Origin of the sequence: Bradyrhizobium sp. in8p8 (assembly GCF_000426845.1) — a bacterium.
Classification (GTDB): Bacteria; Pseudomonadota; Alphaproteobacteria; order Rhizobiales; family Xanthobacteraceae; genus Bradyrhizobium; species Bradyrhizobium japonicum_C.
This window is the reverse complement of the sequence record NZ_AUGD01000005.1, coordinates 329,334-351,335: the sequence shown is the minus strand read 5'-3', so window position 1 is coordinate 351,335 and position 22,002 is coordinate 329,334. Positions and strand designations below refer to the sequence as shown.

20 protein-coding genes are annotated in these 22,002 nt (G+C 63.7%); 5 read left to right on the top strand and 15 right to left on the bottom strand.

Going from position 1 to position 22,002, the window contains the following annotated elements; translation table 11 throughout:
* Nucleotides 1-21 precede the first annotated feature (21 nt).
* The 4 genes from K408_RS0116450 to K408_RS0116435 form a co-directional block, all read right to left on the bottom strand.
* Entirely contained in the window at nucleotides 22-726 is a 705-nt protein-coding gene (locus K408_RS0116450; RefSeq protein ID WP_024339643.1) for a hypothetical protein, read from the bottom strand.
* Nucleotides 727-755: 29 nt separating this feature from the next.
* Complete coding sequence (locus tag K408_RS0116445) at nucleotides 756-1,781, bottom strand: ABC transporter substrate-binding protein (RefSeq protein WP_024339642.1); 1,026 nt, start codon at nucleotides 1,779-1,781, stop codon at nucleotides 756-758.
* 129 nt (nucleotides 1,782-1,910) lie between these two features.
* Nucleotides 1,911-2,699 carry an ABC transporter permease gene (locus tag K408_RS0116440; protein ID WP_024339641.1) on the bottom strand — a complete coding sequence of 263 codons (789 nt, stop codon included), beginning with the start codon at nucleotides 2,697-2,699 and terminating at the stop codon, nucleotides 1,911-1,913.
* Entirely contained in the window at nucleotides 2,699-3,514 is an 816-nt protein-coding gene (locus K408_RS0116435) for an ABC transporter ATP-binding protein (RefSeq protein WP_024339640.1), read from the bottom strand. Before K408_RS0116435 ends, K408_RS0116440 begins: the two co-directional genes overlap by 1 nt.
* A gap of 141 nt (nucleotides 3,515-3,655) precedes the next feature.
* Between K408_RS0116435 and K408_RS0116430 the strand changes: the two genes are divergently transcribed.
* The 3 genes from K408_RS0116430 to K408_RS0116420 all read left to right on the top strand — a co-directional run bounded on the left by K408_RS0116430 (nucleotide 3,656) and on the right by K408_RS0116420 (nucleotide 7,329).
* Nucleotides 3,656-4,438: an ATP-binding cassette domain-containing protein gene (locus K408_RS0116430; protein ID WP_024339639.1), complete on the top strand. Its 783-nt coding sequence runs from the start codon at nucleotides 3,656-3,658 to the stop codon at nucleotides 4,436-4,438.
* Nucleotides 4,435-5,994: an ABC transporter permease/substrate-binding protein gene (locus K408_RS0116425; RefSeq protein WP_024339638.1), complete on the top strand. Its 1,560-nt coding sequence runs from the start codon at nucleotides 4,435-4,437 to the stop codon at nucleotides 5,992-5,994. Before K408_RS0116430 ends, K408_RS0116425 begins: the two co-directional genes overlap by 4 nt.
* 282 nt (nucleotides 5,995-6,276) lie before the next feature.
* Nucleotides 6,277-7,329: a Bug family tripartite tricarboxylate transporter substrate binding protein gene (locus tag K408_RS0116420; protein ID WP_080654881.1), complete on the top strand. Its 1,053-nt coding sequence runs from the start codon at nucleotides 6,277-6,279 to the stop codon at nucleotides 7,327-7,329.
* Nucleotides 7,330-7,558: 229 nt separating this feature from the next.
* Here the strand turns inward: K408_RS0116420 and K408_RS0116410 are convergent, their stop codons facing one another.
* Both K408_RS0116410 and K408_RS0116405 read right to left on the bottom strand, forming a co-directional pair.
* On the bottom strand, nucleotides 7,559-9,271 hold the full coding sequence (locus tag K408_RS0116410; RefSeq protein ID WP_024339636.1) for an LTA synthase family protein: 1,713 nt from the start codon (nucleotides 9,269-9,271) through the stop codon (nucleotides 7,559-7,561).
* A gap of 212 nt (nucleotides 9,272-9,483) precedes the next feature.
* Entirely contained in the window at nucleotides 9,484-10,131 is a 648-nt protein-coding gene (locus K408_RS0116405; RefSeq protein WP_024339635.1) for a TetR/AcrR family transcriptional regulator, read from the bottom strand.
* A gap of 107 nt (nucleotides 10,132-10,238) precedes the next feature.
* Here K408_RS0116405 and K408_RS0116400 point away from each other — a divergent pair, with 107 nt between their 5' ends.
* Complete coding sequence (locus K408_RS0116400; protein ID WP_024339634.1) at nucleotides 10,239-10,859, top strand: hypothetical protein; 621 nt, start codon at nucleotides 10,239-10,241, stop codon at nucleotides 10,857-10,859.
* Nucleotides 10,860-10,869: 10 nt separating this feature from the next.
* Here K408_RS0116400 and K408_RS0116395 read toward each other — a convergent pair whose 3' ends face one another.
* The 8 genes from K408_RS0116395 to miaA all read right to left on the bottom strand — a co-directional run bounded on the left by K408_RS0116395 (nucleotide 10,870) and on the right by miaA (nucleotide 19,297).
* Nucleotides 10,870-11,718: an SDR family oxidoreductase gene (locus tag K408_RS0116395; protein ID WP_024339633.1), complete on the bottom strand. Its 849-nt coding sequence runs from the start codon at nucleotides 11,716-11,718 to the stop codon at nucleotides 10,870-10,872.
* A gap of 571 nt (nucleotides 11,719-12,289) precedes the next feature.
* Nucleotides 12,290-13,309, bottom strand: a complete 1,020-nt coding sequence (gene ilvC, locus K408_RS0116385; protein ID WP_024339632.1) for a ketol-acid reductoisomerase — start codon at nucleotides 13,307-13,309, stop codon at nucleotides 12,290-12,292.
* A 132-nt stretch (nucleotides 13,310-13,441) separates the two neighbouring features.
* A complete protein-coding gene (locus tag K408_RS0116380) occupies nucleotides 13,442-14,044 on the bottom strand; it encodes a LysE family translocator (protein ID WP_024339631.1) in 603 nt (200 codons plus the stop codon).
* Between the two features lie 7 nt (nucleotides 14,045-14,051).
* Complete coding sequence (locus K408_RS0116375; protein WP_024339630.1) at nucleotides 14,052-14,927, bottom strand: EamA family transporter; 876 nt, start codon at nucleotides 14,925-14,927, stop codon at nucleotides 14,052-14,054.
* 45 nt (nucleotides 14,928-14,972) lie between these two features.
* Nucleotides 14,973-15,668, bottom strand: coding sequence for a class I SAM-dependent methyltransferase (locus K408_RS0116370; RefSeq protein ID WP_024339629.1), 696 nt, complete (start codon nucleotides 15,666-15,668; stop codon nucleotides 14,973-14,975).
* Between the two features lie 3 nt (nucleotides 15,669-15,671).
* The gene (gene ilvN, locus K408_RS0116365; protein ID WP_024339628.1) at nucleotides 15,672-16,214 is read right to left on the bottom strand and encodes an acetolactate synthase small subunit; all 543 of its coding nucleotides are present in this window, start codon (nucleotides 16,212-16,214) and stop codon (nucleotides 15,672-15,674) included.
* A 24-nt stretch (nucleotides 16,215-16,238) separates the two neighbouring features.
* On the bottom strand, nucleotides 16,239-18,014 hold the full coding sequence (locus tag K408_RS0116360) for an acetolactate synthase 3 large subunit (RefSeq protein WP_024339627.1): 1,776 nt from the start codon (nucleotides 18,012-18,014) through the stop codon (nucleotides 16,239-16,241).
* Nucleotides 18,015-18,343: 329 nt separating this feature from the next.
* Entirely contained in the window at nucleotides 18,344-19,297 is a 954-nt protein-coding gene (miaA, locus tag K408_RS0116355) for a tRNA (adenosine(37)-N6)-dimethylallyltransferase MiaA (RefSeq protein WP_024339626.1), read from the bottom strand.
* A gap of 11 nt (nucleotides 19,298-19,308) precedes the next feature.
* Between miaA and serB the strand changes: the two genes are divergently transcribed.
* Nucleotides 19,309-20,214, top strand: coding sequence for a phosphoserine phosphatase SerB (gene serB, locus K408_RS0116350; RefSeq protein WP_024339625.1), 906 nt, complete (start codon nucleotides 19,309-19,311; stop codon nucleotides 20,212-20,214).
* Between the two features lie 141 nt (nucleotides 20,215-20,355).
* Here serB and K408_RS0116345 read toward each other — a convergent pair whose 3' ends face one another.
* Nucleotides 20,356-21,873 (bottom strand): Do family serine endopeptidase, encoded by a 1,518-nt coding sequence (locus K408_RS0116345; protein WP_024339624.1) that lies wholly within the window; start codon nucleotides 21,871-21,873, stop codon nucleotides 20,356-20,358.
* Between the last annotated feature and the right edge of the window lie 129 nt (nucleotides 21,874-22,002).

The window sequence follows — 22,002 nt, the reverse complement described above, 5'->3', positions numbered from 1 at the left end:
GGCGATGTCAAGCCTCACGCATCAGCGCGCGGCAAACTGCTGCTCGACAAAGGCCGTGACAAATCGCGGCATGGACGGCCTGAGATCACTCGTCGCGCGCACGAGATGGATGGCCGACAGCTCCGGTTCGGCCTCGCGCGCGAGATTGGCTTCGATCCGGGCGCGGGCCTCATCGCCCGGCAGGTCCAGATTGATGACCTGTAGCATCGCAATCGTCGGGCCGGTCACCACACAGTGCCACCCCGGCTCGATCCGATAGTCGGTCGTGGTCAGGCCGGTTTCCTCGCCGAGTTCGCGGATGACGCTGCCGGGGATGTCGAGCACGCCGTCCCTGACGTCGTCGAGATCCGGCGTGCCGGAGGGAAAATAGATGCGACCCGCATTGGCGGTGTGGGGCGCCATTTCGCCCATGATGAACGCACCATCGGACGCGCGCAGCGCGCCCATGCCAAAACCGTTGAACACGGCAGGGCCGGGAAAGCCCCAGTCGCGCCAAGCGAGGAAGCTCGCGAAATCGGTCTCGAAATAGGTCGCAGCGAAATGGTCACCCGCAAACACGGGATCGCGGCCAAGCAAGACGCGGCCGTTCCAGATCTTCGGCCGCTCACGCTGCTTCTCGGCGAAATGCGTCGCGATCTCGGTGCGACGCTCCTCCGCGAACGACCACGCGATCGGCCGCACGGCAAGATCAAGCGTCGCAACGCGATGAATGACAGGTGACGTCATGACGCTTGGTTTCCAGGCCTTCGCGTCGGCTACTTGGCATTCCCCGTCGTCTTCTTGGCCTGATCGACGAATCTGTTGGTGAAGGTCTTGCTGAGGTCGATCTTGGCGTTCGCGACCTCGGGCGAGCCGACGCTGAACACCGCGAGCACGGCCTCCGCGCCCTTCGGGTCCATCTTCCCGGTCTCGGAATACATCGGGATCGTGTTCTTCAGCGCGGCAAGATAGAGATCCTTGTTCTTGCCGACCGTTTCCTCCGGCATCTTCGCCATGATCTCCTCGGGCGAATGTGAATGGATCCACGCTAGCGTGGCGAGGATCGCATTGGTGAGCGCCTGCGCCTCCTTCTCATGACCATTGATCCAGGCCGCGGTCGAATAGAGCGCGCCGCCCGGATATTCGCCGCCGAAAGTCTCGATCGTATCCTTCTGGGTCCGGGTGTCCGAGAGAATGCGCAGATCCTTGTGGTTGCCCTGAAGCACGGTGACGGAGGGATCGAGCATCACCGCCGCGTCGATCTGGCCCTGCTGCATGGCGGCGACCGCGGTGGCACCGAGGCCGACGCCGATCACGGCGACGTTGGTGGGATCGAGCCCATTCTTCTTGAGCATGTATTTCAGGAAGAAGTCGGTGGAGGAGCCGGGAGCACTCACACCGACCTTCTTGCCGGCGAGGTCCTTGACCGACTTGATCTCGTTGGTTCGCGAGGGCGCGACCACCAGCACGAGGCCGGGATAGCGGTCATAGACCACGAAGGACTGCAGTTCCTGCTTCTTGGCGGCGAGATTGACGCAATGATCGAAATAGCCGGAGACGACGTCGGCACTGCCGCCGAGCACGGCCTTCAGTGCATCCGAGCCGCCCTTGAGGTCCACGAGCTCGACGTTGAGGCCGGCCTTCTCGTACTCGCCAAGCTGCTTGGCCAGCACGGTTGGCAAATAGCACAGACAGGAGCCGCCGCCGATCGCGATGGTCACCTTGCTTTGCGCCGCGGCAAGCGAGGTGGTGAGCGTCAGCGCAAGCAGCACGCCGGCGAGCCTGGCAATCGTCTTCTTCATTGGTTCCTCCGTTCGGCCGGCCGCACCATAGAGCAGCGGGACGGGCTTGAGAAGCGCCGCCCGGAGCGGGGCCGGCCGCCAGCCGGACGCACCTCGGATCGCAGCGGCGCAATCGAACAGACTTGGCGCCTACCCTCGCCCGTCCGCCGCGGTCGGGCGCCACACCAGCAGTCTCCGCTCGACCAGCGTGACACCAAAGTCGATCAGGATGACGAACGCCGACAGCACGAACATGCCGGCAAAGACACCGGCAACGTCGAAGATGCCCTCGGCCTGCTGAATGAGATAGCCGAGCCCGGCAGCCGATCCCAGATACTCGCCGACGACCGCACCGACCACGGCGAAGCCGACCGAGGTGTGCAGCGAGGAGAACATCCAGGACAACGCCGAAGGCCAATAGACGTGCTGCATCAATTGCCGCTCGCTCATGCCGAGCATGCGGCCATTGTCGAGCACGGTGCGGCTGACTTCCTTGACGCCTTGATAGACGTTGAAGAAGACGATGAAGAACACCAACGTCACGCCGAGCGCGACCTTGGACCAGATGCCGAGACCGAGCCACAGCGCGAAGATCGGCGCCAGCACGACGCGCGGCAGAGCGTTGACCATCTTCACGTAGGGATCGAACACGGCCGCGACCAGCGGCTGTCGCGCGAACCAGAAGCCGACCAGCACGCCGCCGACCGACCCGATTACGAAGGCGAGGATCGATTCCGCCAGGGTGATGCCGAGATGTTTCCAGATCACGCCGGTCGAGAACCACTTCACGATCTGACTGAACACGTCGAACGGGTTGGAGAAAAAGAACGGCGGCAACAGGATCTTGCCGAAGAGGGGAACGGTCGTCAGCACCTGCCACAGCACGATGCCGATGACGGCGACGAGAATCTGCAAAGCAAGGAGCGTCGCGCGCGACATCAGACCGCCTCCGCCGCGTTGGTGGACTGGGCGTAGCCCTTCATGACCTCGTCCTTGAGCACGCTCCAGATCTCACGATGGAGAGCGTGGAACTCCTTGTCGAGCCGCACCTCGAAGATGTCGCGCGGACGCGGCAGGCTTACGCGCCAGTCGCCGATGATGCGCGAGGACGGCCCGGCCGACATGATTACGACGCGATCGGCGAGCGCGATCGCCTCTTCCAGATCATGAGTCACGAACAGCACCGCCTTGCGGTCGGCATTCCACAAGTCGAGCAGCAGGTTGCCCATGACCTGGCGCGTCTGCGCATCCAGCGGCCCGAACGGCTCATCCATCAGCAGGATCTTTGGATCGCGGATCAGCACCTGCGCCAGCGCCACGCGCTTGCGCTGTCCGCCGGAAAGCATGTGCGGATAGCGGCCCCCAAAGGCGCCGAGGCCGACCGAGGTCAGCCATTTTTGGGCCCGCGGCAGCGCCTCTGCGCGCGGCGTGCCCTTGATTTCAAGCCCGATCGCGACATTGTCGAGCGCCGTCTTCCACGGGAACAGCGCATCGGCCTGGAATAGATATCCGGCATCCCGGTTCAGTCCGGCCAGCGGCCGGTCGAATATCCTGACGCTGCCGGCAGCGGGCTTGAGGAGTCCCGCGGCAACGTTGAGCAATGTCGATTTGCCACAGCCTGTCGGACCGACGATAGCCACGAACTCGCCCTGGTCGACCGTGAGATGGGCCTGCTCGACCGCCGTATAGACCCGCCCGTCCCCGAGGCGGAATGCAACCTTGGCGTCTTCCAGCGCCACTGCGGTGGGCGTCATGTATTCCCTCCAAGTTCAGCCCGATGCCATAGCCGCTTGCGTCGCCAAGTTCAATCAACGGGCCAAGCGTGCTACGCATGGAGCTTGCCGCCCCCTCACCCTTTCCCCCTCCAGGGTCGGATAAAAGCGAGTCTAAAATCGATGCCCGCCAAGCTGGCGATCAGCTACCGACACGTCGTTAAATGCTTCGGCCGACTTAAGGCCGTCGATGACGTGTCGCTCGACATCGCGGAGGGCGAGTTTATGGTGATCGTCGGCGGCTCGGGGTCGGGCAAGACCACGCTGCTGCGCCTCGCCAACCGGCTGATCGAAGCCGACGGCGGCAACATCACAGTCGAAGGTCGCAACGTGAGCAACGTTGATCCGGTCGCGTTGCGGCGACGGATCGGCTACGTGTTCCAGAGCGGCGGGCTGTTTCCGCATTTGAGTGTCGCGGACAATATCGGCATCACGCCAAAGCTGCTGGGCATGCCGACGGCGAACATCTCTGCACGCGTCGACGAGCTGCTGGAGCTGGTGCAGCTCGACCGTGCTGCGCATCGCGACCGGTTGCCGGAAGCGCTCTCGGGGGGCCAACGCCAGCGCGTCGGCGTTGCGCGGGCGCTTGCGGCAAGGCCTCGCATCGTCCTCATGGATGAGCCCTTCGGAGCGCTCGATCCCCTCACGCGTGACGCCCTCGGCGACGACTACCGGTCGCTGCATCGCAAGCTCGGCCTTACAAGCGTGATGATCACCCATGACATGACCGAGGCGATTTTGCTCGCCGACCGAATCGCCGTGATGCGCGCTGGAAAGCTTCTCGCGCAGGGCACGCCCAAGGAGCTGACCAAGAGCGGCGATGCGTACGTGACGGAGCTGCTCCGCACGCCGCGGCGCCAGGTCGAGCGGCTGAATGCCTTGCTGCCGGAAAGCGGGTGTGCATGAGTCTTCTCGCCGATCCACGCTGGGGCGAGGCGCTGGCGCATCTGCCCGATTATCTCGGCAATCATGTGCGGGTGAGCCTCGCCGCCCTGGCGCTCGGCCTTGTGGTCAGCCTGCCCCTGGCGATCCTGACGCGCAACCGCCCGGCGCCGCGTGGCATGCTGCTCGCGTTCGCCAGCATCGTGCAGACCGTGCCCGGGCTGGCGATGCTTGCGCTGTTCTATCCGCTATTGCTCGCTGCGGCGTCCGTCACACTGGCGTGGTTCGGTGTTTCGTTCTCCGCATTCGGTTTCCTGCCGGCGATGCTGGCGCTGGCGCTCTATTCGATGCTGCCCGTGTTGCGCAACGGCATCACCGGGCTCAACGGCATCGATCCCGCGCTGATCGAGGCCGCGAAGGGCGTCGGCATGACTGCACGGCAGTCGCTCCTCATGGTCGAGCTGCCGCTGGCGCTGCCGGTGATGATGGCCGGCATCCGTACCGCCGCAGTCTGGGTGATCGGCACCGCAACGCTGTCGACCCCGATTGGGCAAACCAGCCTCGGCAATTACATCTTTGCGGGGCTTCAGACCCAGAACTGGGTGTTCGTGCTGTTCGGCTGCTTTGCCTCGGCACTGCTGGCGCTCGCGGTCGATCAGCTGCTCGGTCTGATCGAGCGAGGCCTGCGTCATCGCAACCGTCTGCGAGCAGCGCTCGGCTGCGTCGGCATCGCTGCCCTCGTCGCCGCAACGCTGGTGCCGGCGATGGGGCGCTCCTCGCAGGGTTACGTCGTCGGCGCCAAGACCTTCGCCGAGCAATATGTGTTGTCGGCGCTGCTCAAGGACCGCCTCCAGGTCGCCGGCCTGTCCGCGACGGTGCGATCGGGTCTCGGCTCCAGCGTGATCTTTGAGGCGCTGAAGGCCGGCGACATCGATCTCTATGTCGACTATTCCGGCACGCTTTGGGCCAACCAGCTGCATCGCGCCGACATCAGACCGCGCACGGAGCTGCTCGCGGAGTTGAAGACCGCTCTCGCCCGCGACAAGATCACTCTGCTCGGCGAACTCGGTTTCGAGAATGCCTATGCATTGGTGATGCCGAGGCAGCGCGCCGATTCACTCGGCATCCGCACCATCGCTGATCTCGCCGCGCACGCACCGAGCATGTCGATTGCCGGCGACTATGAGTTCTTCTCCCGGCCGGAATGGGCCGCGCTGCAAAAGGCCTATGGCCTCTCGTTCCGCGCGCAGCGCCAGATGCAACCCGATTTCATGTATGCCGCAATTGCCAGTGGCGAGGTCGACGTCATCGCGGGCTACACCAGCGACGGACTGATCGCGAAATACGATCTCACCACGCTCGATGATCCCAGGCAGGCGATCCCGCCTTACGACGCGATCCTGCTGCTCGCACCGAAACGCGCCGGTGACGAGCGATTGCAAGCGGCGCTCAAGCCGCTGCTCGGCAAGATCGGCATCGCCACCATGCGGGAGGCAAATTTACGCGCCAGCGGCAACGACGCAAACTCGTCTCCGGATGCGGTGGCGAAATGGCTATGGGAGACGGTGAAGCAGCGTTAGGGCACGACAATTCCGGCTGGCGGAACCGACCAAGCATCGACAAGGCTTTGATCGGCCGCCTGATGCACCGCAAGATCGAGTTCGCGGCCGAATGGTCGCCCGCGGACCGAAGGACGCCTCGTTGCGTAGAGCTGGTCGCGTACTGGGAGGAGTAGCCAGCGATCCTTCGATATCCATGTAAGCCGGCAGATACAATTGTGTGCCGAAATGTCACCTCAGCGAACGTCGCCTGAATGAGCTCGCCGTGATAGCTTTTCACCGAGCTCGGTGGTGAGTTGAGTGATGATTGCGCTTGCTCGCCCCTTGCGGCCGACCAAAGAAGAACATCAGAAACGCTATGGGGCAGGAAAAATGAAAAAGCCGACACGGCGACTGTTCATGACTGGTGCAGCGGCACTGTTGTGCCCTCCATTCGGAATGGCGCACGCGCAAACTGCGTGGCCAGCCCGACCGCTTCGTATCGTCGTGCCATATCCGCCTGGCGGTCAGACGGACGGCATCGCGCGAGCTTTCGGTGACTACCTGGCGCGGCTGGTGGGAAAGCCGGTCATCGTCGAAAACAGGGCCGGCGCCGGCGGCGTCATCGGCGTGGCTGAAGCAAAACGCGCAGAGCCGGATGGCACCACCATCCTCTGCACGATCTCTTCGTCACTCATCCAGAACCGCATTACGGTGAAAGACCTTCCCTATGATCCTGAACGGGACTTCATCTATCTGACCATGGTCAGCGGCGCCGGTGGTCCGGTGGTCGCGGCGAAGAAGACGGGAGCGACCAATCTTCGTGAGTTCATCGAATATGCAAACAAGGCCGGCAGCCTGAACTGGGGGTCCTACGGCGTAGGTTCGACGCCGCACGTCCTCATTGAGACAATCGCGAAGCAATACGGCATTCGATTCCAAGTCATCCAGTACCGCGGCGAGGCTCCGATGTGGAATGACATTGCGGGACAGACGCTGGATGGCGCCGCAGGAAGTTATGCCGCAGCAGCACCCGTCATCCAAGCGGGAACCGGAAACCTGATCGGCGTGGTCGGCAGCAGGCTGCCGCCGTATCCCGACACGCCTACCATGACCGAGCAGGGTGCTATCGGTGACTTCTATGAGCTGCGCGCGTTCACGACCTTCGCCGTGCCGGTCGGCACGCCAAAGGAGATCGTGGAGCAGCTCTCTCCGATGTTGATCCAGGCCGGATCCGATCCGAAGGTCCAGCAGATGCTGAACAACTTTCTACTGTCCTCTCCAGCCGATTTCGAGACGACCAATCGCATCTTCAAGCGCGACAGCGATGTGATGCTCCGCATCTTGCGCGATCTCGGGGTCAAGTCATCGGAGTGATCGATCAATGGGCGCTCGACTATGCCGCAACGGCACGGCTTCCTTCGATGACACCCCGCGTCATTCAGCGAAAGGAGATCGCCCCGGCGTTCAAGTTCGGGAGCGAGCGATCCGAATGATAGCTGACGATGCTGGCCTTCTGGTCTGTAGGCCTCGGCGCGGGCACCACACCGACGCACAGCATGCGTCTTTGCATCGCGAAGTGGTATGACTTGCAACCGAGCCAGCGCTAGAGCCCCCTGATCATCCCCGCGTCGATCAGCAGCCGGTTCAGCCGTCGCGCCTCCGCGCCGTCCTTGCAGCTATAGAATATTCCCTTGCAGCGGAGCATGATCTCCTTCTGCTCGGCGAAGGACGGATCGAGCGGGATGCCGGCAGCTTCCTGGATCACCAGCGGCAGATAGGGGCCGTCGATCGTGTCCATCACGACCGGGCTCTTTACCGGCTCGAAGTTGACGGAATCGATCGCATAGTAGGTTGCGTAGAGACGCGGATCATAATTGTCCAGCTTCTTGCCTAGAGCGCCGTCGCCGAGCCCGGGCTCGAGGATCTGCGGTGCGAATTCCGGCTGGTGATCGCCGTAACGCACGATCAGGAAAGGCTCGCCCGGAAACTTGTTCTTCAGTCCCGCAACGAACGCCTTGTACTGCTCGGCGCTCATCGCCTGCCGGCGCAAATATTCGTCGATGGACGGCACGTTGCCTGGCGGGCGCCAGTTCGGCAGCAGATCGGGGCGGAAGCGCATCTCCCAGGGGAAATGGTTGGCGCCGAGATAGATGAAGGTGAACAGCGGCTTGTTCGGCGGCTGCTGGCCCATCAGCTGGAGCGCCTTGTCGTAGAAGAAGCTGTCCGGCTCGACGTCCTTGGCGCCGAGATCCTTCGAGTCGAGGAAGCGGTCGATGCCCGTCGTCATCTGGAAGCTGCGGGCGCCCATGAAACCGCCATGGGCAGGATAGAGCGACAGCGTGTCGTAGCCGCAGCGGCGCAGCGCCAGCGGCAGGCCGCGCTCGACCCGGTTCGAGGCGATCCGCGTCACGAAATAGGCGAAGCGGCCGAACGAGCGCGAGGAGAGCCCGGCAAGCACGTTGTATTCGGTGAACCAGCTGGGCCCGCCATTGGTCTCGGCCAGGAATGAGCGTTGCTTGCCGTCCCAGGATTTGAAGTGGCTGCCATAGCCTTGCGGCACCTTGATCCCCTGGGCGGCGCGGATGTCAAAGCTCGATTCATCATGGATCATGATGATGTTCGGCCGGCGACCCGCTGGGTGGCAGGCATCGACCAAGGGCATGTTGAGCCGCTCGCTGTTCGCGGCAGCGGCTTCCATAAGACCGTATTGGACGAAGTCGGAGACCGCGGTGACGCCGGAACGGAAGAATTTTGAGAGGTAGCCGTCATCGTAATAGCCGCGCCAGGCCTCGTCCGGATGATAGAGTGAATAGCCGACGAGCGCGGCAAGACAGGCGAGCTTGCAGGCGAGCGCCGGCAGGCGGCGAATGCGGAATGGATCGAGCCACCACAACGCGTACATCAGCGGCAGGGTGACCAACCCGGCGAGGATCACCGACCAGCGCAAGTTCGGAAAGATCGTGAACAGGAAGGCGACGGAGTCGCGATCGATCATCATCAGGTCGATGAAGTTGACCGTCATCTGCACGACGTCGTGCTTGAGCCGCGACAGCAGCATGAGCACGACGACCATGGTCAGCGACAGCGCGCCCGATAATGCCGGCCGCCGCAGCACAGCGATCCAGAAGAAGTTGAGGATGCCCCAGGCCAGCGCGAAGGAGAGCCTCGAGCCGAAATCGGTCTCGGTCTCGTACATCAGCGCAAGCGCCGCCAGATGCGGCGCCGCGACCGCGAGCAGCCGCCAGATGCCGAGTGCGGCAACGCTCGCGAGCGCGGCAGTCGTGGCGGAAGGACCTGGATTGGGCGCGGACGCCATCAAGGACACGCTAAACTTCAAGTCCGGCGCGGTGATGCCAGCCGTCTGGCCGCGTTGAACAGCCGAGGCGTCCGGCGCAACCGGAAGCCTGCACCGTGTCATAAAACTGTAACGGAATGGTCAAGGACAGGCAATGCGCCGCCGCGATGCGACCTTCACTCGGCCCAGCGAGCGACCAAGCGCCACAGGTCGGCGGCCTCAGCGTCGTCGCGCTAGGTCTTTGCGATCCCCACGATGAACAGGTCGAGCACCGCTTCGGCCATCTGCTCGATCTCGTGCGGCGCGATGCCCCAACGCGGCAAGTGACCATCCAGATTCATCCGGGCGAAACCGTAGACCAAGGCCCGGCCGGCGATCTGGATGCGCTTGATGTCGGCCGCGCGCAGTAAGCCCTGCGCAGCCGCGTCAGCCAGCATCTGCTCCGTCAGCGCGATCAGCTCGGCATTGTCGCGCGTCAGCTCCGGCGAGCTGCCATGGGCGAAATAGCGCCCTGTCGAGATGATCTCGAAATGTGCGGGATTGCACATCGCCCAGCGCAGGTAAGCAAGGCCAAAGGCTCGGAAACGAGCGAGCGGACCGGCGGTCCGAACCTCCGCCAGCGCCGCTTCGATCTCGGCACGAAAACGCCGCTGCGCCTCCTCCGCCACCGCCGCCATCAGCGCATCGCGGGTCGGAAAGTGCCGGAACGGCGCTCCGGGCGACACAGCTGCCCGGCGCGCGGCCTCACGGACCGAGACCTCGGCCCCCTCGGCTGCAAGTTGCAGCGCCGCATCGATCAGGACGCGGCGGAGGTCGCCGTGGTGATACGGCCGCGTTGCGGTGCGACCGGCGGACGGCCTCGACGGTTGACGGACGGGCATGGCCCCGCTTTTAGCCTCACTCGAACGTGAATGTAATCAATGATCACACCGTTGACGGTCCTGCAACCGATATGTAATCGCTGATTACATAAAAAGAGGAATCGTCCATGTCGCAACGTCGAAGCTGGATTGAAGGCTGGCGGCTGCTTACCGCCCTCTCATTGAGTCTGATCGCGCTGAGCGTATGGATCGCCTCGATGCGGCAATTCGAGGTCGAGGGTGTCCGCACGGTGATCAGCTTCACGGCGCGAAGCTCGCTGCTGCTGTTCTGCCTCGCATTCAGCGCCGCCGCGGTTGCGCGGCTCTGGCCCAATGTCTGGGCGCGCTGGCAGCGCCGCAACCGCCGCTATCTCGGTTTGAGCTTTGCGGTCTCCCATGGCATCCATGCGGTGGCGATCGTCGTCTTCGCCAAGATGGATCCGGCGGGCTTTGCGGAAGCCACCTCAGCCGTCTCCTACGTTTTCGGCGGCATCGGCTATGCCTTCATCATTGCCATGAGCGTGACTTCGTTGGACCGCACCGCCGCGCTGATCGGCCCGCGCGCCTGGCGCGCGCTGCACCTTGTGGGCAGCTATTATCTCTGGTTCCAATTCATGGTGTCGTTCGGCAAGCGCGTCCCGACGATGCCGCTCTATGCCGCGTTCCTCCTTCCACTCCTGATCGCGATGACGCTGCGCATGATCGCGACGGCCCGCCACCCGAGCGGACGAACCGCGGCGGCGGGCTGAGGCTCTGGCGTCACTGCTCCCGCAAACCGAGCCGCTTGGCGATGATGCGGTCGAGCGTCCGCTTCGGCAACACGGCCGCGATCAGATGGCGCATCGGGTCCGGCGTGATCTGGTAACGTACCTTGGGGCTTGCCGCGGTCAGCGCTTCGAGCACGATTTCGGCGATGCGCTCGGCCGGCAGGCCCTTCGCGCCGAGTTCCATCATGACGGCCATGACCTTGTTGAGCGCCGGCAGGTAGGGCGAGTTTTTGTAGATGGAGAGATCGACCTGTTCGGCCTTGCTCCAGATCGGCGTCTTGACCGCGCCGGGGGCGACGATGACGACGTCGATCCCGAACAGCATCAGTTCGCGGCGCAGGCTCTCCGACAGGCCCTCGATGGCGTGCTTGGAGGTGCTGTAGGGCGCCAACAGCGGATTGCCGTTCTTGCCCGCCACCGAGCTGATCATCACGATCCGCCCCTTCGATCCCTTCAGCGACTGATCTGCGCCGAGCAGCGGCCCGAACGCCTGGGTCGCGAGGACCGGGTCGATGACGTTGACGTCCATCTGGCGCCGGAAATCGTCGGCCGACAATTCGAGGACGGGACCCGCGACGGCGATGCCGGCATTGTTGACGAGACCGGCCAGCGTCTCGCCGCCCAGCGCCTCGCGGACAGTTCGCGCGGCCGCGAGGACAGCAGCCTCGTCGGTGACGTCGAACAGCAGCGGCGCGAAGCCGGCGCCGAGCTCATCCCTGAGGCGATCGGCGTCAACCTGCTTGCGGACACCTCCGAATACGCGATAGCCGCGCCCGATCAGAAGTTTCGCAATGGCCCAGCCGATGCCGGTGGATGCCCCGGTCACGACGACTGATCGCATGGTCCCCTCCCCTCAAGCTCCCACAATCATGCCGGAGAAGGCCGCGCCAGCGCAATGGACCACGGTTGTCTGGCCGCGCAAGGACGATGAACCGGCACGGGCAACGCGTGGCAAGAAGGCGTAGCTGATGTCGGCTCTTGGGATTCCGCGAGACGTGAACGTCGTGCGGAGGGCTCGATCTGACGATGAGAGTGCAGATGAAGAGCCGACTCCCGGCCGCTGAAGACGCTGACGTTTTGGTATTCGGAAGCTCGCAGGCAAATCGCCAGAAGCGGGGCGCGATCAAGAATGTGGTTTAAGCGTCAGTTCTTCGTGTTCAGAATACACGTCAACGCGCGAAGAATGTGGATGAAGCAGCAATGCTTCCGCGCGTGATGAAAAGAGCGAGACCGCCACTTGCGATCTCGCTCGAATCTAGTCGTGAAGATTTAAGATTTGGTGTGGCGACCGAAGCTTGGCGCTCTCGCATTCCGGACAAGCGTAGTGCGGCGAAGCGCAGAGAACAGCCGTATGGACCCCGGATCAGCAGCGCAACATTGAGGTGCTGCGCTGCGTCCGGGGGCGCGACAGCTCAGTTCTTGGTCTTGTCGACCAACGCGCCCTTCTTGATCCAGGGCATCATGTCGCGCAGCTTCGCACCGACTTCCTCGATCGGGTGCGCGGCGAGCTTGGCGCGGGTCGCCTTGAATGAGGTCTGGTTGACCTTGTTTTCGAGCATCCAGTCGCGAGCGAACTTGCCGCCCTGGATGTCGGCCAGAACCTTGCGCATCTCCTTCTTGGTCTCTTCGGTGATGATGCGCGGGCCTGTGACGTACTCACCGTACTCGGCCGTGTTGGAGATCGAGTAGTTCATGTTGGCGATGCCGCCTTCATAGATCAAGTCGACGATCAACTTCACTTCGTGCAGGCACTCGAAATAGGCCATCTCCGGAGCGTAACCGGCTTCGACCAGCGTCTCGTAGCCGCCCTTGATCAATTCGACGAGGCCGCCGCAGAGCACGACCTGCTCGCCGAACAGGTCGGTCTCGCACTCTTCCTTGAAGGTGGTCTCGATGATGCCAGCGCGGCCGCCGCCGATCGCCGAAGCATAGGACAGTCCGAGGTCATGGGCGTTGCCCGAGACGTCCTTGGCGATCGCGATCAGGCAGGGCACGCCGCCGCCGCGCTGATACTCCGAGCGCACCGTGTGGCCGGGGCCCTTCGGCGCGATCATCAGCACGTCGAGATCGGCGCGCGGATCGAGCAGGTTGAAATGCACGTTGAGGCCATGCGCGAACACGAGGGCGGCGCCCTTCTTCATGTTGTCGTGCAGGTGCTCGCGATAGATGTCGCCCTGAAGCTCGTCGGGCGTGAGCATCATGACGAGGTCGGCCCATTTGGCGGCTTCGGCGACTTCCATCACCTTGAAGCCGGCGTTCTCCGCTTTCTTGGCCGAGGCCGAGCCCTTGCGCAGCGCGATAGCGACTTCCTTGACGCCGGAATCTTTCAGGTTGAGCGCATGGGCGTGGCCCTGGCTGCCGTAGCCGACGATGGCGACCTTCTTGCCCTTGATCAGGTTCAGGTCGGCGTCGCGATCGTAGTAAACACGCATGGTCGTTTCCTCGTTCAGGGCCGTAATCGGCCGATGGTCAGTGTCCGAAGGGTGAAATTTGCGGATTTCGGAGGCTGTCTAGAGCATTTTCAGCCTTGAGGGAAACCCGTTTCTGCATGGAAATCCGCGACATCATGCATCCATGAAAACGGGGTAGAGAGAAGCGAGCAGCAGGATCGCCATCAGGATATTGAAGCCGCGCACCAGCCGCTCGGAGGTCAGCACCGGCCGTAGTGCAGTGCCGAACAGCGCCCAAACTACGGTCGACACCGTGCCGACGATGAGGCTGATCAGGGTCTGGATGGCGATGTTGAGAGGGAATTGGGCAATCGCGGCATAGGCGGTGATGGTGCCGATCACGATCACCCAGCCTTTGGCGTTGATCCACTGGAACATGGCCGCGCCCCAGAAGGTCATCGGGCCGCGGCCCTCCTCCTCGCCCGGCCTGGCCGGACCGGACATGGCGATCACGGCGGCCAGGTAGATCAGATAGGCGGCTCCGGCATATTTCAGAACGGTTTGGAGGATCGGATAGGCCAGGAAAACGGTGCCGAGCCCGAGGCCGACTGCAGCAACCATGAAGGCAAAGCCGATGACGATCCCGACGATATGGGGAATGGTACGGCGGAAGCCGTAGGTCAGGCCCGAGGACAGCAGCATGATGTTGTTCGGGCCGGGTGTGAAATACATCACGACCATGAAGATGAGGAAGGCATAGAACAGCGATTGGGACATGCTCAGCTCACGCGGCCTTCGACAGGACTTGCGGACGCTGCGCCAGCACCATCACCGCAATACCACCGATCACGGTGAGCATGCCGGCGAGCCTCAGAGGGCCGAAGCGCTCGCCGAACACGATGCTGGAAGCCGCTGATCCCACGAACGGCACCAGCAGCGCGAACGGCACGACTTGCGCGGCGGGATAGTCGCGCAGCAGACGGCCCCAGAGCCAGTATGCAATGCTGGTGGAGATGGCGCCGATCGCCAGCAGGCAAATCAGGCCGGTGAGCGACATTTGGGTCAGCGCCCGGACGGTCGGCATCGGCCCGTCGACGACCAGCGTTAGCGCGAACAGCGGCACCGCCGCAGTGAGGCAAAGCCAGGCGAACAGGTCGAACATCGGCGCGCCACGGGCGCCCCGCAGCAGAAGATTGCCGACGGCAAAGCAGATCGGCGCGATCATCAGCACCGCGAACGCGCCGACGCTGAAATCATAGCCGACCGTGGCGCAAATCATCAAAAGTCCCGCCGCCGCGATGACGATGCCGAGCGTCTGCACCGGCGTCGGCCGCTCACCGAAAGCGAGCGCGGCAAAGCCGATCGTGAACAGCGCCTGGCTCTGGACGACCACGCTGGTCAGCCCCACCGGTACGCCGTGGGCGATGCCATAGGCTTGGCTCAGGAACTGTCCGAGAAACAGAGTGGAGCTGATGGCCAGCAGCAGCGACCAGGCGACCTTCGGCTTGGGAATGAAAAGACACGGTATGGCGGCGATGGCGAAGCGCATCGCCGTCATCAGCTCCGGCGAAAATTCGTCGAGCGCGATCCGGCTCGCCACGAAGGCAAGTCCCCAGATGATCGCCACCAGGATGGCGATGAGGATGTCGGCCGGCTTCATTGTCGTTCCCGGTTCTGCACTGTCGTGCAGCCCTGTTGCTTTTCTCTAGCCTTGCTCGCCGGCCTTTGGTTTCCGCAGCAGATAGGTACCGTGCATGGGCGCGTGGTAATCGGCCGAGACCAGCGTAAATCCGACGTCGATCAGCATCCGCTCCATCACCCAGCCGAAGGTGGAATATTCATCGCGCATGTGCGCCACGACGCTCTCGCGCGAAAAATCGTGGTTCTTGATCTGAAAGTCGGCCCATTGCTCGACGTCACGTTCGATCGCATCAGGCATCGCGGTGTAGACGATGTCGCGTAGATAGAAGCTCGCGCCCGGTTTCAGTGCGCGATAGATCCGCGATATCGCCACCGCCTTCCAGAAATCAGGCAGATGGTGCAGCGTGAACTCGCTGACGATCAGGTCATAGGTTTCCGGGCGATAGGCGAAGCTGAGCAGGCCGGCCGATTGAGTGCGTACGGGAGCCTTGCGGTCGCGCGCGTAGATCTCGGCGAGCGCCAGCATCGCAGGCGAGATGTCGATGGCGTCGACCTCGGCACCCATCAGTGCGGCTTCGGTGGCGAGCACGCCGTTGCCGCAGCCGATGTCGGCGATGCGCCAGCCGCGCTGCACACCGAGCATTTTCAGCGCAGCGCGCGCCCGCAGATCGGCATCCTCGTGACTGTCGTAGATCGAGGCCACGGCGGGCTCGATTCCCATCCGATTCCGCTCGTTATAGTACCAATCGCGCGCCAGCATGGCTCACATCCCTTCGGGCCCGCGACCGATCGCGGCAACGCCGGTGCGCGACACTTCGACCAGGCCGAGCGGGCGCATCAGGTCGATAAATTGATTGATCTTGTCCGTATTGCCTGTGATCTCGAACACAAAGCTCTCGGTCGTGGCGTCGATCACGCGGGCGCGGAAAGCGTCCGCCAGCCTCAGCGCCTCGACGCGGTGCTCGCCCTGCCCGCGCACCTTCACCATGGCAAGCTCGCGCTCGATCGAACGCTTCGTCAGAGTCATGTCGACGACGCGGTAGACCGGGATCATGCGATCGAGCTGGTGCTTGATCTGCTCGATCACCATCGGCGTGCCCGTGGTGACGATGGTAATGCGCGACAGATGCTTCTGGGCCTCGGTCTCGGAGACCGTGAGGCTCTCGATGTTGTAGCCGCGACCGGAAAACAAGCCGATGACGCGCGCGAGCACGCCCGGCTCGTTCTGCACGAGCACGGAGAGCGTATGCGTCTCGTTGGGATCGTGACGCTCCTCGATGAAGTAGGCGGATGCGGGCTGGTTCATTGTCGTCCCCTCAAATGTCTCTCGTCACACCAGCGCCTTGCCGCCGGCGAATGCCCTCGCGGTGGCCTCATCATTCGCTTGCTCCGGCAGCAGCATCTCGTTGTGCGCCTTGCCGGAGGGAATCATCGGGAAGCAGTTTTCCAGCGCGGCGACGCGGCAGTCGAACAGCACCGGACGCTTGACCGAGATCATTTCGTGGATGGCGCCGTCGAGATCGGCGGGTTTGTGCACCTGAAGGCCGACACAGCCATAGGCATCCGCGAGCTTGACGAAATCCGGCAACGCCTCCGAGTAGGAATGCGACAGTCGGTTGCCGTGCAGCAGCTGCTGCCATTGCCGCACCATGCCCATGTACTGGTTGTTGAGAATGAAGATCTTGATGGGCAGCTCATACTGAACGGCCGTCGACATCTCCTGCATCGTCATCTGCACCGAGGCATCGCCCGCGATGTCGATGACGAGACTGTCGGGATGCGCCACCTGCACGCCGACCGCGGCCGGCAGGCCGTAGCCCATCGTGCCGAGACCGCCCGACGTCATCCAGCGATGCGGCTCCTCGAAGCCGTAGAACTGCGCCGCCCACATCTGGTGCTGGCCGACCTCGGTCGTGATGTAGGTATCCTTGCCGCGCGTTGCCTCGAACAGGCTTTGGATCGCGTGCTGCGGCAGGATGACGTCGTTGCTCTTCTTGTAATAGAGCGAGTTGCGGGCGCGCCATTGTGCGATCTGCTGCCACCACGACTTGATGTCGGGCTTCTTCGCCTCCGCCTTGAACACCTGAAGAATGTCGCCAAGTACGTTGCCGCAATCGCCGATGATCGGCACGTCGACCCGAATGTTCTTGTTGATCGAGGACGGATCGATGTCGATGTGGATCTTCTTCGAGCCAGGCGAAAACGCATCGACGCGGCCGGTGATGCGATCGTCGAAGCGCGCGCCCACGCACAGCATGACGTCGCAATCATGCATCGTCATGTTCGCTTCGTAGGTGCCGTGCATGCCGAGCATGCCAAGCCAATTCTTGCCCGACGCCGGATAGGCGCCGAGGCCCATCAGCGTGGAGGTGATCGGGAAGCCGGTGACTTCGACGAGCTCGCGCAGGAGCCTGGTCGCCTCCGGGCCGGAATTGATGACGCCGCCGCCGCTGTAGATCACCGGGCGCTTGGCGCTCGCGAGCAGCGAGACCGCCTTGCGGATCTGCGACGCATCGCCCTTCAGGCGCGGCGCATAGGAGCGATGCACGTCGGACTTGCGCGGCGGATGATAGGTGCCGGTGGCGAACTGCACGTCCTTGGGAACGTCGACCAGCACCGGGCCGGGACGGCCGGAGGTCGCGACATAGAAGGCCTCATGGAGCACTTTTGCGAGATCGTTGACGTCACGCACCAGCCAGTTGTGCTTGGTGCAGGGGCGCGTGATGCCGACGGTGTCGCATTCCTGGAACGCGTCGTTGCCGATCAGATGCGTCGGCACCTGGCCGGAGATGCAGACCAGCGGGATCGAATCCATCAATGCATCCGTCAACGGCGTCACCATGTTGGTGGCACCGGGACCGGAGGTCACCAGCGCGACGCCCGGCTTGCCGGTCGAGCGCGCATAGCCCTCGGCGGCGTGGCCTGCGCCCTGCTCGTGGCGGACCAGGATGTGCTGGACCTCGCTCTGCTGGAAAATCTCGTCATAGATCGGAAGTACGGCGCCGCCGGGATAGCCGAAAATGTCGGTCACGCCGTGATCGATGAGCGCGCGGACGATCATCGCGGCGCCGGTCATCTGGTTCGGATCGTGGCTCTTGTCGCTCATTGGCTTGCTCCGGATGCGCTGTTGTCAGCGGCTTCGTTCGTGTCGGGTTCGGCAAATAAAAAAGGCCCCGAAGAGGGCCCATGCACACCGCCTGTCTTCTGGATGGCAGCTAGCCATCCCCGGCGGTGTGCCTGGGTACGACGGCGATAAGGAGTTTGGTAATAATATTACGCATGGCAGGCGGTCAGCTTCCCAAAGGTTGCGCGAAACATAGCGGCCAAAGCTTGGATGTCAAGGCGATGCGGCCGTTCCCGCACGATTTTGGCAGTGTAGCGGTGTTCCCGGGGTTCGGCGAGAGGTAAATTGGGGAACCCGACCAGAAAAGCGAGTCAGCCGGTGGCACCCTCAGCCACGGTCGCGGCAAGCCATCCTCGCGCCTCCTCCGGCCGCACCCATTCGAACTCGGGCAGTTGGTGCCGAAACCAGGTGAATTGCCGCTTGGCATAATGGCGGGTGTCGGCGCGGCCGATGGCAGCTGCTTCTCCCAGGCTGAGCTCGCCGCGCAGATGCCTGATCAAAGACGGCACGCCATGCGCCTTCATCGCCGGCAGCAGCGGGTCGAGGTGCCGGGCGGCGAGCCGCTCGACCTCGCCGAGCGCTCCGGCTCCCAGCATGGCATCGAAGCGTGCGTCGATGCGGGCATAAAGCTCGTTCCGCTCAGGTGCGAGAAACACCGCGCGAAAGCTATCCTTGGGCAGCAGCGGCGGCTGTCCCTCCCGATGCCAGTCGAGCAGCGACCGTCCGGTCGCCTCAATCACCTCCAGCGCGCGCGCGATCCGGGTGCGGTCGCGCAGCTTCAATCGCTCGGCCGCAAGCGGATCGCGGACAGCCAGTTCCGCGTGCAGCGCCTCCACGCCGTTCCGTTCCAGTCGCGCACGCACGTCCTCGCGCACCTCGGCAGGAATCGGAGGTACCACCGAGAGCCCCGCCGTCAGCGCCCTGAAATACAGCCCGGTGCCGCCGATGAAGATCGGCAGGCGGCCTTCGATTCTCGCCTGTTCGAGCGCCTGCGCCGCATCGGCAACCCAGGCGCCAGCCGAGAAATTCACGGCCGCATCGACATGCCCGTAGAGACGGTGCGGAGCGCGGGCTTCCTCATCCTCTGTCGGCCGCGCCGTGATGATGCGCAGGTCGCGATAGACCTGCATGGAATCGGCATTGATGACGACACCACCGGTGGCATGCGCGAGCTCGAGGGCCAGCGCCGACTTGCCGCTGGCGGTCGGGCCTGCGATAAGCACGGCCTTGCCAGTAGGCCTTCTGCCGGCTCGCTCCTCGCTCACGAAAACCTCAAATGTCCCTCGTCGCCACGCTGATCTGCAACCCTGACAATCCCGCGCTGGACTCGACCATCGTCGACGGCGCACGCGCCGTACTGCCTCAGGCCGCTCCCGCGCACTGGCTGTTCGACGGGGTTGCGGTCGACATTCCCTTCGGCGCCGACAGTAACCTCGGAGGCGACCGTCACGCCATCGAGCAGCGGCTCCGCGAACTCCGCGGCGACCTGCCCATCGACATCGTCGTGCAGCCAGTCGGCGTCCGGCGCAAGAAGCTTTTTCTCGCCGACATGGATTCCACCATGATCGGCCAGGAATGCATCGACGAGCTCGCCGATTTCGTCGGGGTGAAGGCGCATGTCGCCGCCATCACCGAGCGCGCGATGCGCGGCGAGATCGAGTTCGAGCCGGCGCTGCGCGAGCGCGTCGCGCTTTTGAAGGGCCTGCCCGCCGGCGCGGTCGACGAGGTGCTGGCCAAGCGCATCACGCTGACGCCGGGAGGCCGGGAACTGGTCGCGACCATGCGCGCGAACGGCGCCTATACCTGTCTCGTCTCGGGCGGTTTCACGCTATTCACCAGCGCGGTCGCCGCCAAGCTCGGCTTCCAGGAGAACCGCGCCAACGAGCTTGTCGTGCGCGACGGCAAGTTCACCGGCGAGGTGAAGGAGCCGATCCTAGGGCGCGCTGCAAAGCTCGCGACGCTGGTGGATCTGATCGAGTCGTTCGATCTCGACGACATCGACTCGGTCGTCGTCGGCGACGGCGCCAACGATCTCGCAATGATTCAGGCGGCAGGGCTCGGTGTGGCCTATCACGCCAAGCCCGCAGTGGCCGCAGCCGCGGCCGCACGGATCGACCACGGAGATCTCACCGCGCTGCTCTATGCGCAGGGGTATCGGCGGGACGAGTTCGTGGAAGCTTAGCTTCCTGTCCGTCATTCCGGGGCGATGCGAAGCATCGTACCCGGAATCCCGACACTCCCAGTGCGCATTGCGCACCTGGGGCCTTGTGCTTGCGCACTATCCCGGAATGACAGTGAGTGTGAGCGCGAACAGCTCTTCATCTCACTGCACGCTCAGCGCAACAAAGCGCAGCTCGCCCTCGCCGTTCGAGACCAGCAGCAGCACCGACTTCTTGCCGTCCTTCTTGAGCTGATCGACCCGCTTCTGGATGTCGGCACCGCTGGAGACGGCCTCCTGCGCCACCTCGACGATGACGTCGCCGGCGGACAGGCGCTTCTCGGCGGCGTCCGAATTGGCGTCGACATTGGTGACGACGACACCCTTGACGCTGTCCTTGATCTTGTAGCGCGTCCGCAGATCCTTGCTCAGCGCTGCGAGATCCAGGCCGAGCGCCTTCTGCGTCACCGGCTTCTCCGGCGCCGGCCCCTCGGTCTTCACGGCGGCCTGCACCTTGTCGGGCTCCTGGAGGCGGCCGAGCGTGACCTTCTTGGTCTCTTCCTGACCCTTGCGGATGATGACGACGTCAACCTCCTTGCCGACCGCCGTGTCGGCGACGACGCGGGAGAGGTCCTTCGGGTCCTTGACGTCCTTGCCGTCGAACTTGACGACGACGTCGCCGGGCTCGATGCCGGCGGGCTTGGCCGGGCCCTTGTCGTCGACGCCGGCGACCAATGCACCACGCGCCGGCTTGATGTTGAGGCTCTCTGCGATCTCGTCCGTGACGCTCTGGATGCGCACGCCAAGCCAGCCACGGCGCAGCTCGCCGAACTGGCGGAGCTGATCGACGACGCCCACCACCGTCTTCGACGGCACGGCGAAGCCGATGCCAATGGAGCCGCCCGAGGGCGAGATGATCAGCGTGTTGACGCCGACGACGTCGCCGTCGAGGTTGAACAGCGGACCGCCGGAATTGCCGCGGTTGATGGATGCGTCGGTCTGGATGTAGCTGTCGTAAGGGCCTGAGGAGATGTCGCGGTTCTTGGCCGAGACGATGCCGGCGGTCACCGTGCCTCCCAGGCTGAAGGGATTGCCGATTGCGACCACCCAGTCGCCGAGGCGCAGCTTGTCGGAATCGCCGAACTTGACCGCGACCAACGGCTTCGTCGGCTTGATCTTGAGCACGGCGAGATCGGTCTTCTTGTCGACGCCGACCAGCTCGGCCTTGATCTTGGTGCCGTCGTTGAGGATGACGTGGATCTCGTCGGCGTCCGCAATGACGTGGTTGTTGGTGACGACGACGCCCGAAGTGTCGATGATGAAACCGCTTCCGAGCGAATTGGTCTTGCGCGGCGCGCTGTTCTCGCCGCCCTTGCTGCCGCCGCCGGGCCCTCGGCGATTCTTGAAGAAATCATCGAAGAACTCTTCGAAGGGTGAGCCGGGCGGCAGTTGCGGCATGGAGTTGCTGCCCCCGCCCTTGGCCTCGACGTTCTGCGAGGTCGAGATGTTGACGACCGCATCGATCACCTTCTCGGCGACGTCGGCAATGCCATCCGGTCCGCGCGCATCGGCCGGCGTGCCGAACATGCTGAAAGCACCGACGGCGAGCGCGGCCAGCCCAATTCGCACACCAAGTCGCACGCCACGGCGCGAGCGGGACGGGGCAGTGGTGGCAGCGGTCATTGTGATCTCCAGGCAAAGGGATTCGGCGCCAGACTGCGCTCGAACGGGGGCAGGGTGCAAGCGCGGCCGTTAACGGGCCTCAAGACCTGGATAATACGGCGAAAACCAGTCTGGCGCCTTCACTTTGGC